General features: G+C 72.0%; 16 protein-coding genes and 1 pseudogene. 7 read left to right on the forward strand and 10 right to left on the reverse strand.

The features are described 5' to 3' along the window. Positions 1–29: 29 nt before the first annotated feature. Both FK530_RS23310 and FK530_RS23315 read right to left on the reverse strand, forming a co-directional pair. Entirely contained in the window at positions 30–1,166 is a 1,137-nt protein-coding gene (locus FK530_RS23310) for a sensor histidine kinase (RefSeq protein WP_146489322.1), read from the reverse strand. Next, positions 1,166–1,852 (reverse strand): response regulator transcription factor, encoded by a 687-nt coding sequence (locus FK530_RS23315; RefSeq protein WP_146489308.1) that lies wholly within the window; start codon positions 1,850–1,852, stop codon positions 1,166–1,168. The genes FK530_RS23310 and FK530_RS23315 overlap by 1 nt, the downstream gene beginning before the upstream one ends. A gap of 167 nt (positions 1,853–2,019) precedes the next feature. Here FK530_RS23315 and FK530_RS23320 point away from each other — a divergent pair, with 167 nt between their 5' ends. Further along, complete coding sequence (locus FK530_RS23320; protein ID WP_146489309.1) at positions 2,020–2,484, forward strand: DM13 domain-containing protein; 465 nt, start codon at positions 2,020–2,022, stop codon at positions 2,482–2,484. Further along, a complete protein-coding gene (locus FK530_RS23325) occupies positions 2,481–2,966 on the forward strand; it encodes a hypothetical protein (RefSeq protein ID WP_231706766.1) in 486 nt (161 codons plus the stop codon). Before FK530_RS23320 ends, FK530_RS23325 begins: the two co-directional genes overlap by 4 nt. Here FK530_RS23325 and nadC read toward each other — a convergent pair. Genes nadC through nadA form a run of 3 tightly spaced genes read right to left on the reverse strand, consistent with a single transcriptional unit; the run spans position 2,923 to position 6,352 of the window. Further along, complete coding sequence (gene nadC / locus FK530_RS23330; protein WP_146489310.1) at positions 2,923–3,786, reverse strand: carboxylating nicotinate-nucleotide diphosphorylase; 864 nt, start codon at positions 3,784–3,786, stop codon at positions 2,923–2,925. The two genes, FK530_RS23325 and nadC, sit on opposite strands and share 44 nt — an antisense overlap. Next, the gene (nadB, locus tag FK530_RS23335) at positions 3,783–5,294 is read right to left on the reverse strand and encodes an L-aspartate oxidase (RefSeq protein ID WP_146489311.1); all 1,512 of its coding nucleotides are present in this window, start codon (positions 5,292–5,294) and stop codon (positions 3,783–3,785) included. Before nadB ends, nadC begins: the two co-directional genes overlap by 4 nt. Then, positions 5,291–6,352, reverse strand: a complete 1,062-nt coding sequence (gene nadA, locus FK530_RS23340; RefSeq protein ID WP_146489312.1) for a quinolinate synthase NadA — start codon at positions 6,350–6,352, stop codon at positions 5,291–5,293. The genes nadB and nadA overlap by 4 nt, the downstream gene beginning before the upstream one ends. A gap of 49 nt (positions 6,353–6,401) precedes the next feature. Between nadA and FK530_RS23345 the strand changes: the two genes are divergently transcribed. Further along, positions 6,402–7,127, forward strand: coding sequence for an NUDIX hydrolase (locus tag FK530_RS23345; RefSeq protein ID WP_146489313.1), 726 nt, complete (start codon positions 6,402–6,404; stop codon positions 7,125–7,127). A 31-nt stretch (positions 7,128–7,158) separates the two neighbouring features. Here the strand turns inward: FK530_RS23345 and FK530_RS23350 are convergent, their stop codons facing one another. After that, on the reverse strand, positions 7,159–8,109 hold the full coding sequence (locus FK530_RS23350; protein WP_146489314.1) for an acyl-ACP desaturase: 951 nt from the start codon (positions 8,107–8,109) through the stop codon (positions 7,159–7,161). 157 nt (positions 8,110–8,266) lie between these two features. On the opposite strand from FK530_RS23350, the gene FK530_RS23355 reads away from it, so the two are divergent. The 3 genes from FK530_RS23355 to FK530_RS23365 all read left to right on the forward strand — a co-directional run bounded on the left by FK530_RS23355 (position 8,267) and on the right by FK530_RS23365 (position 10,853). Then, the gene (locus FK530_RS23355; RefSeq protein ID WP_146489315.1) at positions 8,267–8,983 is read left to right on the forward strand and encodes a hypothetical protein; all 717 of its coding nucleotides are present in this window, start codon (positions 8,267–8,269) and stop codon (positions 8,981–8,983) included. 77 nt (positions 8,984–9,060) lie between these two features. Next, positions 9,061–10,194, forward strand: a complete 1,134-nt coding sequence (locus FK530_RS23360; protein ID WP_146489316.1) for an LLM class flavin-dependent oxidoreductase — start codon at positions 9,061–9,063, stop codon at positions 10,192–10,194. 2 nt (positions 10,195–10,196) lie between these two features. Then, positions 10,197–10,853: an FMN reductase gene (locus FK530_RS23365; RefSeq protein ID WP_146489317.1), complete on the forward strand. Its 657-nt coding sequence runs from the start codon at positions 10,197–10,199 to the stop codon at positions 10,851–10,853. A 583-nt stretch (positions 10,854–11,436) separates the two neighbouring features. On the opposite strand, the gene bsaP is transcribed toward FK530_RS23365, so the two are convergent. After that, positions 11,437–11,655, reverse strand: coding sequence for a biotin synthase auxiliary protein BsaP (bsaP, locus tag FK530_RS23375; RefSeq protein WP_410468429.1), 219 nt, complete (start codon positions 11,653–11,655; stop codon positions 11,437–11,439). After that, entirely contained in the window at positions 11,652–12,659 is a 1,008-nt protein-coding gene (bioB, locus tag FK530_RS23380) for a biotin synthase BioB (RefSeq protein WP_146489319.1), read from the reverse strand. Before bioB ends, bsaP begins: the two co-directional genes overlap by 4 nt. Before the next feature lie 192 nt (positions 12,660–12,851). Between bioB and FK530_RS23385 the strand changes: the two genes are divergently transcribed. After that, complete coding sequence (locus FK530_RS23385) at positions 12,852–13,985, forward strand: acid phosphatase (protein WP_146489320.1); 1,134 nt, start codon at positions 12,852–12,854, stop codon at positions 13,983–13,985. Here the strand turns inward: FK530_RS23385 and bioD are convergent. After that, entirely contained in the window at positions 13,963–14,670 is a 708-nt protein-coding gene (gene bioD / locus FK530_RS23390; RefSeq protein ID WP_231706767.1) for a dethiobiotin synthase, read from the reverse strand. The genes FK530_RS23385 and bioD overlap by 23 nt on opposite strands. Further along, positions 14,670–14,998 (reverse strand): annotated as a pseudogene (locus FK530_RS23395) (8-amino-7-oxononanoate synthase); the annotation flags it as partial. The gene bioD and the pseudogene FK530_RS23395, both read right to left, overlap by 1 nt.

Here is a 14,998-nt window from a genome sequence, read left to right on the forward strand (position 1 = left end):
CACGCCTGACAGGGCCCCTTGCCAGGCGATCACGGGGCAGCGAGCGGAAGCGTGAGATCCAATCGGAAGCCCTCCCCGGTGCGGTGCGCCTCGACCGTGCCGCCGTGGGCCTCGACGATGCCGCGCACGATCGCCAGCCCCAGCCCGGCGCCGGGCGCCGCCTCGTCGTCCTCGGCGGAACGCGCGGCGTCGGCGCGCCAGCCGACGTCGAACATCCGGCCGAGATCCTCGGCGGCGACGCCCGGCCCCTGGTCGATCACGCTGAGGACGAGCCGGCCGTCGACCCGATCGGCGCGAACGACGACCTCGCTGTCCACGGGCGCGTGCCGGAGGCTGTTGGTCAACAGGTTCCCGACGACGCGGGTCAACTCACGCGGATCCACGAGCACGAGATGACCGTCGATCCCGTCCTGCGCGATGGTGATCCCGCGCCGCTCGGCCACCGGCCTGCAGTCCGCGACGGCATCGCTGACCAGGTCCAGCAGGACCACGGGCTCGGGGTGGATCCGCAGGGTGCCGGACTGCAACGTGGAGAGTTCGAAGAGGTCGCCGATCATCACGTTGAGGGTCTCGACCTTGGCGCGCAACGCCGCGAGATACGCGGCACGGTCGGGGGCGGTGTCCTCGTCGAGCGCCTCGGCGAGCGCGCGGACGCCGGCGAGCGGAGTCCGCAGATCGTGGGAGATCCAGGCGAAGAACTGGCGTCGCGCCGCGTCCAGTTCGGCGACCCGCGCCCGCGACTCCTCCAGGCGCCGCGAGGTGTCCGCCAATTCGGCGGAGACCTCGTCGAGCTCCACCAACCCGGTGCGCGTGGGCGTCACGACGTCGCCGTCGCCGACCCTGCGGGTGGCGCTGCGCAGCGCGGTGATGGACGCCCCGACGGCGCGGCCGACGACGAAGGGCATCGCGATCACGCTGCACACGGCGGACGCCCCGATCACCCACAGCAGCACCGTGAGGTCGTGCCGCGACAGGTACATCTGCAGCGCGATGACCAGCGTCGCTGCGACCACGGAGAGCAGCGCCCCGGCGATGGCGATGGCGGCCCGCACGCCGATGCCCGCGCGCCGGGTCGCCCGGAGCACGGCGAGCGTGATCACCGTGACCACCAGCGTCGTGAGCAGCGCCGTCGCGGCGATCTGCGCGAGCGCCGCACCGTCGAGCATCACGCGCCCCACCCGAAGCGGTAACCGGCGCCCCATTCCGTGCGGAGGAAGGCCGGCGTCCGCGGATCCGCCTCGATCTTCTCGCGCAGCCGACGCACGTGCACCGTCACCGTCGACGGGTCGCCGAAGCCCCAGCGCCAGACCTCGCGCAGGATCTCGTCCCGGCTGATCACCCGGTCCGGGTTCCGCGCGAGGTACAGCAGGAGCTCGTACTCCCGCGTGGTGAGGGTGATCTCCCGGCCGCCGATCCACGCGCGCCGGTGCGCCGCGTCGATCCGGAAGGGCCCGGCCTCGATGACGAGCCCCGCCTCCGCCGGCGCGCTGCGCCGCAGCAGCGCGTCGACTCGGAGCTGGAGTTCGCGCAGGGAGAAGGGTTTCGCGAGGTAGTCGTCCGCGCCGCTCTCGAGACCGTCGATGCGGTTGTCGACACCGTCGAGCGCCGTCAGCATGATGATCGGCACGTCGGAGACCTCGCGGATCCGGCGGCACAGGTCGTCGCCGCTGAGGCCCGGCAGCATGCGGTCGAGGACCAGCAGGTCCGGCCGCTCGGCCTGAAAAGCCTCCCATGCGCGCGCCCCGTCGCGATGCTGCGCGACCAGGCATCCGGCGAGCCGGAGGTGGTCGGTGACCACGGTCCGCACCGCCGGGTCGTCCTCGACGACCATCACCCGTGACCCCTCGCGCATGGATCCGAGAGTAGGCGCGGACGGCGCCCGCGCGCCGTTCCTTACGGAACTGAAAGGAGCCCTTACGGCGCTGACACTCTCCTTCTCCCGGCGCGCGACCGGCGATTGACTCGATCCCGAGTCGGCGCCCGAGCCGCCGGCCACGTGATCGAGAAGGAGTACCCATCATGCGCGCTTCCCACCTCACCGGCGCTGTCGCCGCCGTCGTCCTGGGCCTGGCCCTGACGGCGTGCGGCGGTGCGAAGGACATGGCCGCCGAGCCCATGACGAGCACCGGCGCCGCCTCCGTGTCGATGTCCATGCCCATGTCCGCGCCGGCGACCGCCGCCGTCATGGGGATGTTCGCCGGCCTCAACGGCAAGAACGTCGCCGGCACCGCGACGATCACCGGCGACGCGGTGGAACTCACGGGCTTCTCCTCCGACGAGGGCCCCGACCTGCACCTCTACCTGGCCAAGGGAACCACCGAGGCCGATGTGAAGGGCGGCGTCCGCCTGGGCGCGATCGCCTACGACAAGGCCGCACAGCGGTTCACGATTCCCGCAGGCGTCTCGTCCGCGGAGTACACCCACCTGGTGGTGCACTGCGACAAGGCGCTCGCCGTGTTCGGCGCCGCGCAGCTCGGGCGATGACCCCGGCCGCAGCCCGGGCGGCGACGGTGGCAGTGGTCGCCGCCCGGCTCGGGCTCGGCGCGGCCTGGCTGCACGAGGGGTACGTCAAGTACCACGCGAGCTTCGGCCGGAGCGACATCCTCCTGGTCGTCGGGAGCGCGACCGGTAATCCCCGCGTGCCCGGTGCGTTCGCGTGGTTCGCCACCGAGGTCATGGGCCGCTTCGCCACCGTCTTCGGCGTCGTGGTGCCGCTGACCGAGGTCGCCCTCGGCGTCGCCGCGCTGCTCGGCCTCCTGCCCCGCGCGACGGCGTTCGTCGCGACCGGGCTGCTGGGCTTCTACTGGGCCGCGGACCAACTGGTCGTGCAGTACCCGGTCATGGTCGTGCTCGCGGCGACGGTCCTCACCGGCGGCGAGCTCGCACGCCGCTGGTCGCCGGCCGCGGCGCTGCTCGATCGGCTCAGAGGTCGAGACCGAGGTCCAGAGCCCGCACCGAGTGGGTGAGCGCGCCGACGGCCAGGTAGTCGACGCCGGTCCGGGCGTAGTCCGCCGCGACGTCGACCGTGAGGCCGCCCGAGGACTCCAGCTTGGTGCGCGGTGCCAGCTTCTTACGTCGCTGCACCGCCGACTGCGTCATCCACAGCGGCATGTTGTCGAGGAGGACGAGGTCGACACCGAGCGCGAAGGCCTCGTCGAGCTGTTCGAGGGAGTCGACCTCCACCTCGAGCGGGACACCGGGCGCACGGCGGCGGACCGCCTCGATCGCCGCGGTCACCGAACCCGCGGCGACCACGTGATTGTCCTTGATGAGCGCCTCGTCGCCGAGGCCCATCCGGTGGTTGACGCCGCCACCGGCGCGCACGGCGTACTTCTGCAGCGCGCGCATACCCGGGAGGGTCTTGCGGCTGTCGCGGATCTTCGCGCCGGTGCCCTCGACCTCGCTCACCCAGGCGGCCGTGGCCGTCGCGATGCCGGACAGGTGGGTGACGATGTTGAGCAGGGTACGTTCGGCGGTGAGCAGGGCGAGCGTGGGGCCCTCGATGGCCATCGCCACGTCACCCGGCGCGATGACGGTGCCGTCGGCGATCTTCGCGGGCACGCGGTAGTTCCCGGGGCCCACGACCTCGTCGAGCACCCACTCCGCGACCGGAATGCCGGCGAGCACCCCGTGCTCGCGGCTGATCACCTTGGCCACAGTGGTAGCACCCGCGGGAACGGTGGCCTCGCTCGTCACGTCCGGGCCGTAGCGGAGGTCCTCGTCGAGCGCGGTGCGGATGAGCCGCACCACCTCGGCGCGGTCGGGCTCCAGCGTCAACTCGGTCACGAACGTACCTCCACTACTGCGTCGTGGCGCCCGGGCACGGGCTCGGTCACGGAATCCTGCCGGGCCAGCGCCTGCCCCGCCATCCGTCGCGCCACGGCGGTCAGAACGGCGTCCTCCCGGTCCCGGGAAGATACCGCGGGCCCGTCGGCGACGAAGGCCGGATCGGCCAGCAACGCGGTCAGTCCGGTCAGGCCGTCGACGCTGCGCCGGACGCCGCACGACCGGGTCATCGCGTCCTGCAGGGCATCTCGCTGCGCGCGGGCCTGCGGTGGCGCGATCTCGCGGACGGGGCCAGCAGGGAACGGGGCGGCGGTCTGCGCGGCGGTCGCCACGCGCAGGCCCATCACCAGGGCTTCGAGCAGGCTGTTCGACGCGAGGCGGTTGGCGCCGTGCAGGCCCGTGCGCGCCACCTCGCCCGCCGCGTAGAGGCCGGGGACGCCGGTGGCGCCGTGCAGGTCCGTGACGACGCCGCCGCACAGGTAGTGGGCGCCGGGGACCACCGGAATGAGGTCGGTCTGCGGGTCGAGACCCGCCGCGCGGACGGCCTCCGTCACCGTCGGGAAGCGGTGCGCGACATCGGGGATCATCGTCGCGTCGAGATACGCGCACGGCGCCCCCGTGCGCTCCATCGCCTCGGTGACCGCGCGCGCCACCACGTCCCGCGGGGCGAGATCGCCCATCGGGTGCACGCCGTCCATCACAGCGGCGCCGTTCGCGTCGACGAGATGCGCGCCCTCGCCGCGGACGGCCTCCGAGATGAGGGGCCGGCGGCCGCGCGCCCCCGGTGTGTAGAGCATCGTCGGGTGGAACTGCACGAACTCGAGCTCGCGGACGTCGGCGCCCGCGGCCTCGGCCAGGGCGATGCCGTCACCGGTGGCGCCGAGGGGGTTGGTGGTGCTCGAGAACAGGTGTCCGGCACCGCCCGTGGCGAGGAGCACCGTCCGTCCGTAGACGTCCCCCTCGGCGGTGCGCACGCCGACGATGCGGTCACCGTCGGCGAGCAGGGCGATCGCCTGGGCGGGGCGCGCGGTGAGGCTGGGCCGCGACCGTGCGGCGGCGGTGAGCGCGCGCTGCACCTCGGCGCCGGTGGCGTCGCCGCCCGCGTGGATGATCCGGGAGACCGTGTGGCCGCCCTCGCGCGTCCGCTTGAGAGCCCCGTCCGAGCGGCGGTCGAACTCGGCGCCCCAGGAGATCAGGCGGTCGACCGCAGCCGGGCCGTCGGCCAGGATCGACCGGCTCGCGACCACATCGACCAGGGGGCCGCCCGCGGCGACGGTATCCGCGACGTGCCGGTCGATCGAATCGTCCGGGTCCGTCGGATCCACCACCGCGATGCCGCCCTGCGCGTACGCCGTGGAGGTCGACGGTGCGCCCCCGGTCGAGGGCTTGAAGAGCACCGTGACCGTGAGGCCGGCGTCCGCCGCGGCGACCGCGGCGGTCAGGCCCGCGACGCCCGCGCCGACGACGAGCAGATCGGCCGCCTCGCGCGGATCCGCCCCGGTGGTCATTCCCCGCCGCCGGGCTGACCGATTCCGATCATCCGGGTGACGGCCTTGCGACCGGCGTCGGCCATGTCGGCGTCGACGAAGACCTCGTCCTTGCCCTCGACGAGGCAGCGCAGCAGCGCCGCGGGGGTGATCATCTTCATGTACTTGCACGAGGCGCGGTCGTTGACGGCCCGGAAGTCGACGCCGGGCGCCGCCATGCGCAGCTGGTGCAGCATGCCGACCTCGGTGGCCACGAGGACCTCCTTCTTGCCCGTCTCCCGAGCGGCGTCGAGCATGCCGCCGGTGGAGAGGATCTTCACCCGCTCGTCGGGTACGGCGCCCGCTCCGGCGAGGTACAGCGCCGAGGTCGCGCAGCCGCACTCCGGGTGCACGTACAGGTCGGCGTCGGGGTGGGCCTCGGCCTGCGCGGCGAGCTCGTCGCCGTTGATGCCCGCGTGCACGTGGCACTCGCCGGCCCAGATGTGCATGTTCTGCCGGCCGGTGACCCGCTTGACGTGCGCGCCGAGGAACTGGTCGGGAAGGAACAGGATCTCGGTGTCCTCGGGGATCGACTGGACCACCTCGACGGCGTTCGACGAGGTGCAGCAGATGTCGGTGAGCGCCTTCACCTCGGCCGTGGTGTTGACGTAGGAGACGACGACGGCACCGGGGTGCTCGTCCTTCCACTCCTGCAGCTCGACGGCCTTGATCGAGTCGGCCAGCGAGCAGCCCGCGCGCTGGTCGGGGATCAGCACGGTCTTCTCGGGGCTGAGGATCTTGGCGGTCTCCGCCATGAAGTGGACGCCGCAGAAGACGATCGTCGAGGTGGTGACGTCGGCGGCGATGCGCGAGAGCGCGAGCGAATCGCCGACGAAATCGGCGACGTCCTGAATGGCGGGCAGCTCGTAGTTGTGCGCGAGGATCGTGGCGTCGCGGAGCTTCGCGAGGCGCTTGACCTCGGCGGCCCACTCACGATCGCCGTCGACGCCGGTGTACATGCCACCGCCCTCGACGATCCGGTCGTACAGGCTCGAGCTGAACTCGGTGGTGGTGGTGGCGGCGGACGTGGCTGTGGTCATCGCGGCGCCTCCCTTTCTCCTCGTCGATTTATCGACCTATGATCGATATATGGCCGATGCTAGCACCGCTCCCCCGCACCGGGTCGCGCACGAGGTCCTCTCGACTGTGTTCCGAGTCACTCCGTGCGCGGCGCACGCCGGGGCGTCGGGCGGGCTCGAGGTGCTGCTGTGGCAGCGCGCGATGGCCCCCGACCAGGGTGCGTGGTCGTTGCCCGGCGGTTTCCTCGATCCGCGCGAGGACCTCCCGACCAGCGCCCGCCGCCTACTCGCCGAGAAGGTCGACCTGACCGAGGTCGCACACCTGGAGCAGTTCGCGGAGTTCTCCGATCCGCATCGCGTTCCGGCGAGCGAGCAGGCGGATCGCACCCTCGCCTCCGCCTTCCTCGGCCTGGTCCGCTCGGGCACCGACCCACGCCTGCCCGAGGACACCACGTGGCATCCCGTCGACGCGCTTCCGACGATGGCCTTCGACCACGCGGCGATGGTGCACCGCGCCCGCGCGCGACTGGCCGCACGGTTGTCCTACTCGAACATCGGCTTCGCGCTCGCGCCGCGGGCGTTCCCGGTCTCGCAGCTGCGGGACGTCTACGTCGCCGTGCTCGGTTATCCGGTGGACGCGACCAACCTGTTGCGGATCCTCTCGCGGCGCTCGGTGATCACCGCGACCGGCGAGACCGGCCAGGCCACCCGCGGCCGCCCACCCGCGCTGTACCGGTTCACCGATTCCTATCTGCGGATCACGGACGAGTTCGCGACACTGCGCCCACCGGGGTGAGGAGACCGGCGCACCGTCGAACCTGCGGCCCTCAGGCCGACCTGCGGGCCTCGCGGGCGCGCTCACGCTCCACGGCGCGGGCCCGACTCTCCTCGAAGCGCACGACGTCGGCCTCCAGCTTCTCCAGGTGCCGCCCCAGTTCGTCGCGGTACTGCTCGCCGGCGGCGGAGACGTCGGTGCGGTCGAAGAGCCCCCACACCTTGAAGATCGGCCGGAGCACGTCGTCGAGGTGCTGCCGCAGGTCGTAGATGCCGTGCTTGACCATGAGCACCCCGTTGCGCCGGAAGTCCGGCTTGCCCTCGCCCGGCATGACGAAATTCGTGGTGACCTTGACGATCGACTTCAGCACCTGATCCGGCGCGATCTCCAACGCCGCGGCGGTCAGGTTCCGGTAGAAGATCATGTGCAGGTTCTCGTCGGTGGCGATCCGCTTGAGCAGCGCGTCGGCGATCGGCTCGTCGCACACCCGCGCGGTCTGCCGGTGGCTGATCCGGGTCGCGAGTTCCTGGATGGTCACGTACACGACCTGATCGAGCACACCGCCGTACTCCTCCGGAGCCTCCACGCCGAGCTCGAGGTGCGCCATACGGTCGCGCTCGAGCTTGACGGGGTCGACGGAGCGGGTGACGAGCAGGTAGTCGCGCATCGCGATGCTGTGCCGGTTCTCCTCGGCGGTCCACCTGCCCACCCACGTGCCCCAGGCGCCGTCGAGCGAGAAGTTCTCGGCGATGGTGCGGTGATAGGACGGGAGATTGTCCTCAGTGAGCAGGTTGGTGATCATCGCGACGCGCGCCACCTCGGAGAGCGGGGACTGCGCGAGCTCCCAGTCGGCACCGCCCAGCGCGGCGAAATTCCTGCCCTCGTCCCACGGCACGTAGTCATGGGGATGCCAGTCCTTCGCCACGCCGAGGTGACGGTTGATGTTGTCCTCCACCACGGGCTCGAGTTCGGTCAGCAAGTGCAGGTCGGTGTAAGTCGACATGTTCAGCGCCTCTGTCGGGTACGGACGATCCGATGGTAGGACAGCGTGCGCGACGGTCGCAGCGAAAATTGCGGTACGAAAAGGGGACATCGGTCGAGCGGGTACGCGGAGCTCGCGATCGCAACCACGAGGGCCCCGCGAAGATTACGATCCGCCTGTGAGCGATGCGCAGACCGACGACGCCGCGCGGGACCGTGCGCGGGCGAGGAAGCTCGCGGACGCGACGGACGCCCGCATCGTGCGCACGCTCGGGACCGGGGCCAGCGTCGCGGTGCTGTTCGTCGTGCTGCGCCTCCTCGTGGTCTCGGAGTGGGACTGGCGCGTCGCCTCCCGCATCATGGCCGTGACGGACGTGAACAGCGCACTGACGATCGTGCTCGGCACCTTGATGAGCGACCCCGAGTTCACCGGCGTCCTGGTCATGATCCTGCTCCCCCTGTCCGCACTGCGGCTGGTGTGGCGGATGCACGCGAAGTCGTCCACCAGCGTGTGGTCCGCGCTGCTGGTCGCGGTCCTGGCATCCGCGTGCATCGCCCTCGCCGTCACCTACGGTTACATATGGGTTCCGATCGGGGCCGCCGCCATCGCCGTCGCGATCCTCGCGGTCAAGCGCTGGTCCGCGGAGGGGGTCAGCGGGCGCACCGTCGACTTCGCCGTGCGCGAGGTGGGGTCCATCGCGGCAGTCGCCGTCCTGCTCCTCGCCGCGGTCGAGCGCACGCCCTGGTCGCCCGCCGAGCGCCTGCACACGAAGACGGGCGTGGTCACCGCTCACGTGCTCAAGGTCGAGTCCGGCTTCGTCACCGCACTCACCGAGTCCGACCGCGAGGTGCTGATCCTCAACTCCTCCGACGTGCTGCGACGCGAGCCCCGCTGACCCGCGGAACATAATCGGACCGCAGTCCGTTACAGTTCTCGAAGGGTCCGACAGGGGCCCGAACGGGAAGGATGGACATGCAGTTCGGAATCTTCAGCGTCGGCGACGTCACCATGGATCCGACCACCGGCACCACCGTCAGCGAGCACGAGCGCATCACCGCGATGACGAAGATCGCGCTCAAGGCCGAGGAGGTGGGCCTCGACGTCTTCGCCACGGGCGAGCACCACAACCCGCCGTTCGTGCCCAGCTCCCCCACCACGCTGCTGGGCTGGATCGCGGCCAAGACGCAGCACCTCACGCTCAGCACCGCGACCACGCTCATCACCACGAACGACCCGGTGAAGATCGCCGAGGACTACGCGATGCTCCAGCATCTCGCCGAAGGGCGGGTAGACCTCACGCTGGGGCGCGGCAACACCGGCCCGGTGTACCCGTGGTTCGGCAAGGACATCCGCCAGGGCATCCCGCTGGCCATCGAGAACTACCACCTGCTGCGGCGGCTCTGGCGCGAGCCCGTCGTCGACTGGGAGGGCCAGTTCCGCACGCCCCTCCAGAGCTACACGTCGACACCTGCGCCGCTGGACGGCACGCCGCCCTTCGTGTGGCACGGCTCGATCCGTTCGCCCGAGATCGCCGAGCAGGCCGCCTTCTACGGTGACGGCTTCTTCCACAACAACATCTTCTGGAACAAGGAGCACACGGAGCAGATGGTGCGCCTGTACCGCCAGCGGTTCGAGCACTACGGACACGGCTCCGCGGACCAGGCGATCGTCGGCCTCGGCGGGCAGGTCTTCATGGCCGAGAGCGAGGCCGAGGCGAAGCGCCGCTTCCGCCCCTACTTCGACGAGGCGCCCGTGTACGGGCACGGCCCGTCGCTGGAGGACTTCGAGCAGATGACGCCACTCACGGTCGGAACACCCGAGCAGGTGATCGAGAAGACCCTCGGCTTCGCGGACTTCGCCGGCGACTACCAGCGCCAGCTCTTCCTCCTGGACCACGCCGGACTCCCGCTGGACCAGGTCCTCGAGCAGGTGGAGATCCTCGGTACGCAGGTGGTCCCGGTGCTCCGCAAGGAGTTCGAGCTGCGTCGCCCGGCCCACGTCCCGTCGGACCCGCCGACGCACGCCTCGCTCGTCGCCGCCGGCCCGGACTCGTCGCACCACCTGGTGCTGCCCGCGCAGGACCTCGCCGTCGCGAAGGAGGCCTGACCATGGCCCGCTCCCTGGTCGTCGTCGCGGCGGGAGTCTCCGAGCCGTCGTCGACCCGCCTGCTGGCGGATCAGCTGGCCGACGCCACGCGGGCCGCGGTCTCGGCCCGCGGCGAGGCCGTGGCGGTGACCGTGATCGAGGTGCGTGAACTCGCCCGCGACCTCGCCACCGTCATGACCACCGGCGTGCCGACGCCCGCGCTCAGCGCCGCGAAGGACGCGATCGCCGGCGCCGACGGGGTGATCGCCGTGTCGCCCGTCTTCACCGCGAGCTACAGCGGCCTGTTCAAGATGTTCTTCGACGCCCTCGACCCCGACGCCCTGACCGGCGTCCCGGTGCTCGTCGCGGCGACGGCGGGCAGCGCCCGGCACTCGCTGGTCCTCGACCACGCGCTGCGGCCCCTGTTCAGCTACCTGCGCGCGCAGATCCTCCCGACCGGCGTCTTCGCCGCGACCGAGGACTTCGGCTCGACGGAGCTCGCGGCCCGGATCTCACGGGCCGGGGCGGAGCTCGCCGGCGCGCTCGTCCAGGCCGACGGTGCCGTGGCCGGCTTCGGCGGACCGTCCGACCTCGCCGCCCCGAAGCGGTCCGGCCGGACGAACGACCTCGGTCCCGTCACCGACTTCGCCGACCTGCTCCGCGGCCACACCGGCGACTGACTCCTCGGGGAGCCGGCCGACCAGGGCGGACAGGGTGCACCACAGGGCGGCGCAGGCGGGCCACACCAGCAGCAGGACCCACGACGCCACATCCCCGAGCACGCCCCCGGAGTGATCGGCGAGGGCGAAGACGTTGGCGCCGTCGAGCCGGATCGAGGGGGCCGCGGTGAAGTCGAGCCCCGGTTCTCCCGGGCCCGCGAAGCGGGCGTCGACGACGGCCTGGCCGAGCAGCGTCGCGATGAGCACGGCGAAGGCCGCGGCACCTAGGGTGACCGCGACGCCGCGCGGGTCGCGCCGTCGCCCGACAAAGATCAGCGCCCCCGTCAGCAGCCCGCCGACCGCGGTGACGGCGACGAACAGGACCGTGGCCTGGAAGATGTTGTCGAGCTGGCCCTCGCGCCACACGACCCCGGACCGGGTGAGGACGCCGCGCACGCCCGGCACCGTCAGGCCCCAGAGCAGGCCGGCGGCGGCGCCGAGCACGGCGGCGATCACGCCGGGCACCACGACGTCCGACACGGTGCGGGACGGGGCTGCAGTAGTCATCGGCTGGCAGCCTAGCGAGTGCGGCTGAGAACGCCGGTCAGCGTTCGCCGCTCGACGAGTCGAACTCACCGTGCCGGGAGCATCGCGCGGTCCACCCGTGCGGGCTGACCTGGACGATCATCCGGCGTCCGCAGTACGTGCAGTAGCGCGGCGGCTCGAGGCCGAGGAGCGCCGCCGCGAAGACGGGCGCCCCCTCGGCGAGCGGCTTGCCGGTGTACACGTCGTACACCGGCTCCTTGTCGGCCACGAGGGTCACAGGGTGTCGTTGAGGGCCTTGATCGGCATCTTGAGCTCGCCGAGCAGGTCCAGATCGGTCTCGGCCGGGCGCCCGAGGGTGGTGAGGTAGTTGCCGACGATCACGGCGTTGATGCCGCCGAGGATGCCCTTCTCGGCGCCCAGGTCGCCGAGCGTGATCTCGCGGCCGCCCGCGAATCGCAGGATCGTGCGCGGCAACGCGAGCCGGAACGCGGCCACGGACTTGAGCGCCTCGTTCGGCTCGAGGACGTCGAGGTCGCCGAAGGGCGTGCCGGGGCGCGGGTTGAGGAAGTTGAGCGGCACCTCGTCGGGCTCGAGCTCGGCGAGGTTGGCGGCGAACTCGGCGCGCTGCTCGAGCGTCTCGCCCATGCCGAGGATGCCGCCGCAGCAGACCTCCATGCCGGCCTCGCGGACCATCTGCAGCGTTCCCCAGCGCTCCTCCCAGGAGTGGGTGGTCACGACCTTCGGGAAGTGCGACTTCGAGGTCTCCAGGTTGTGGTTATAGCGGTGCACGCCCATCGCCTTGAGCTCGTCGACCTGCTCCTGGGTGAGCATGCCGAGGCTGCACGCGATCTGGATGTCGACCTCGTTGCGGATCGCCTCGATGCCGGCGGCCACCTGGCTCATCAGCCGCTTGTCCGGGCCGCGGACGGCGGCGACGATGCAGAACTCCGTCGCGCCGGTCTTCGCGGTCTGCTTCGCGGCCTCCACCAGCGACGGGATGTCGATCCACGCGGAGCGCACCGGTGATTCGAACAGGCCCGACTGGCTGCAGAAGTGGCAGTCCTCGGGGCAGCCGCCGGTCTTGAGGCTGATGATGCCCTCGACCTCGACCTCGGGGCCGCACCACTTCATGCGCACCTCGTGCGCGAGCTGCAGCACGTCGTCGAGCTTCTCGTCGGGCAGTTGCAGCACGGCCAGCACCTGCTCCTGGCTCAGTCCTTCACCGCGCTCGAGCACCTGCTCGCGCGCGACCTCGATGATGTCGGCCAGGACCCCGGTCATGTGATCTCCCTCGTCGGCTGTGGTCGGTCGGCTGTGGTCTGCGGCACGTCAGGCGCCGCGGCTACCGAGCACTGTACAGCGTTCAATTCATGAACGGCGTTCAAGGCCCTCCGTCCGAAGCGGGAGAACGTTCACCGACTCGACGGACTTCGTTTCCTTCCCTTTTCTAGCTATCGACGCGAGAGTGTCCTCATGACGCTGCGCTCGAAGAAGATCCTGGTCACGACCATCGCTTTCGCCTCGCTGGTCGCGCCGCTGGGGTGGACCGCCGGCACCGCTGCGGCGGCACCGACCGCGACCTGCGCCCTGACACCGAAGCCGGCGCCCGCCGGGAGCGCGGCCACCGCCGACGCGAGCGCCGCGAAAACGAGCCCCGACTCGTACATCGATCAGCTGGCGGCCTTCTCGAGCCTGCCGAAGTCGGTACTCGCCGCGAACCTCGAGACCGCCGTCGCGACCAACCGGGCCGCCACCCCCGCGGAGCAGCGGTACGCCGTCAACGACAACTACGGCATCCTCGACGACTCGATCTTCAACGCCCTCGGCAGCCGACTGACCCCCGCCTTCCGCGCCGCCGAGAAGGCGGGCGAGCTCCCCCGGACCACCGCACTGCTCGTCGGGAAGAACGCGCTGATCAACTCCTACGTGGACACCTCGGCCGCCAAGAAGCACTTCCAGTACCAGCGCCCCTTCGAGGTCGCCCCGGATCGGATCACCAAGTACGGCGACGGCCGGCCCGACCTGTACGCCTCGGTGCGCGGCTCGGGCTCGTATCCGTCCGGCCACACCGCCTGGGGCTACGCCGAGGCGCTCGTCCTGGCCACCCTGCTCCCCGAACTGGGCCCGCAGGTGCTCGCCCGCGGCGCCGACTACGGCCGCCACCGCGTGATCCTGGGCGTGCACTACCCGCTCGACGTGATCGGCGGCCGGATCCTGGCCCAGGCGGCGGTATCGGACGCCCTCGGCGATCCACGCTTCGCCGGCCAGGTCGCGGCCGCCCGCTCCGAGCTGCGGTCTGTGCTGTCCGCCCGGGCCGGCGGCGGAATCGGCGAGATCGTCGCGTGCCAGCAGAACTACGTGGACACCGCCGCCGGCGCGGCGGCGTACCGGCGCGACCTGAGCTGGGGCCTGCCGCGCGTCGGCGGCGACGCGCCCGTCCAGGTGCCCGCGGGCGCCGTCCGGCTGCTCCGCGCCGCGCACCCCGGCCTGGCCGACGACCAGCTGCGGGAGCGGATCGCGCGCACCGCCGGCCCCGCCGGCTACCCGCTCGACGTCCAGGGCGGATGGCAGCGGATCGACCTGCTCAGCGCCTGGATCGCGCGCTGAGCCAGGCCCCGTCGAACCACGACGGGGCGGCCGCGGCGAACCGCTCCGGCGGCAGCGCCACGGCACCGTCGGGGATCCGCCCGACGACCGGCACGCCCGTGACCTCCGGGAGGTCCGTGAGGTTGCAGCGCTCCGCGAGCCCGGGCCGGTCGGGCCAGCGGGAGAGCACGATCCCCGCGCAGGCGACCCCGGCGGCCTCGAGGGCGCGGACCGTCAGCTCGGTGTGATTGAGCGTGCCGAGCGCCGGATCCGCGACCACCACGACCGGCGCCCCGAGGTCGGCAGCGAGGTCGATCAGGGTGAACGGTGTTCGAGTCCCGTCGACGCCGAGCCGTACCAGCACCCCGCCCGCGCCCTCCACGAGCACGGCTCCGGCGGCGCGCCGGACCACGTCGACCGCCTCCGCGCGGCCCAGCGGGTCGAGGCCGGCCCGCGCCGCGGCGGTGAGCGGCGCGAGCGGCTCGGGGAAGCGCCGGTGTTCGACGGTGACCGCCCCGGGCGCGAGACGCGCGACCTCGGCGGCGTCGGAGAGTTGCCCGTCCTCGTCGCGCTCGGCGCCGGGATCGAAGCCGGTCTGGGCGGGCTTGACGACGGTGACCGGCCCGTCCCGCAGGAGCGCTGCGGCGAGCGCGGCCGTCGCGACGGTCTTGCCGACGCCGGTGGACGTGCCGGTCACGCAGAGGATCACGCGACCGCCCGGCGGATCACGTCGACGGCCGTCGCGACCTCGGCGTCGGTGAGATCGGCGCGCACGGTGATCCGCAGCCGCGACGTCCCCTCGGGCACCGACGGGGGCCGGAAGCAGCCGACGCGCACCCCCTGCGCAGCGCAGGCGTCGCGCGCCGCCACGGCCCGCTCGGGCTCGCCGAGGACGAGCGAGACGACCGCGGAGGTAGGCTCGGGCGCGCCGATGCCACCGGCCACGGCGCGGGCACGGTCCAGGACCCGGCCGGCGAGCGCGGGCTGTGCGCGCAGCTCGGCCAGCGCGGCGTCCGCGGCGGCCACGGCGGCCG

This window comes from Tsukamurella conjunctivitidis, assembly GCF_007858475.1.
GTDB lineage: Bacteria > Actinomycetota > Actinomycetes > Mycobacteriales > Mycobacteriaceae > Tsukamurella > Tsukamurella conjunctivitidis.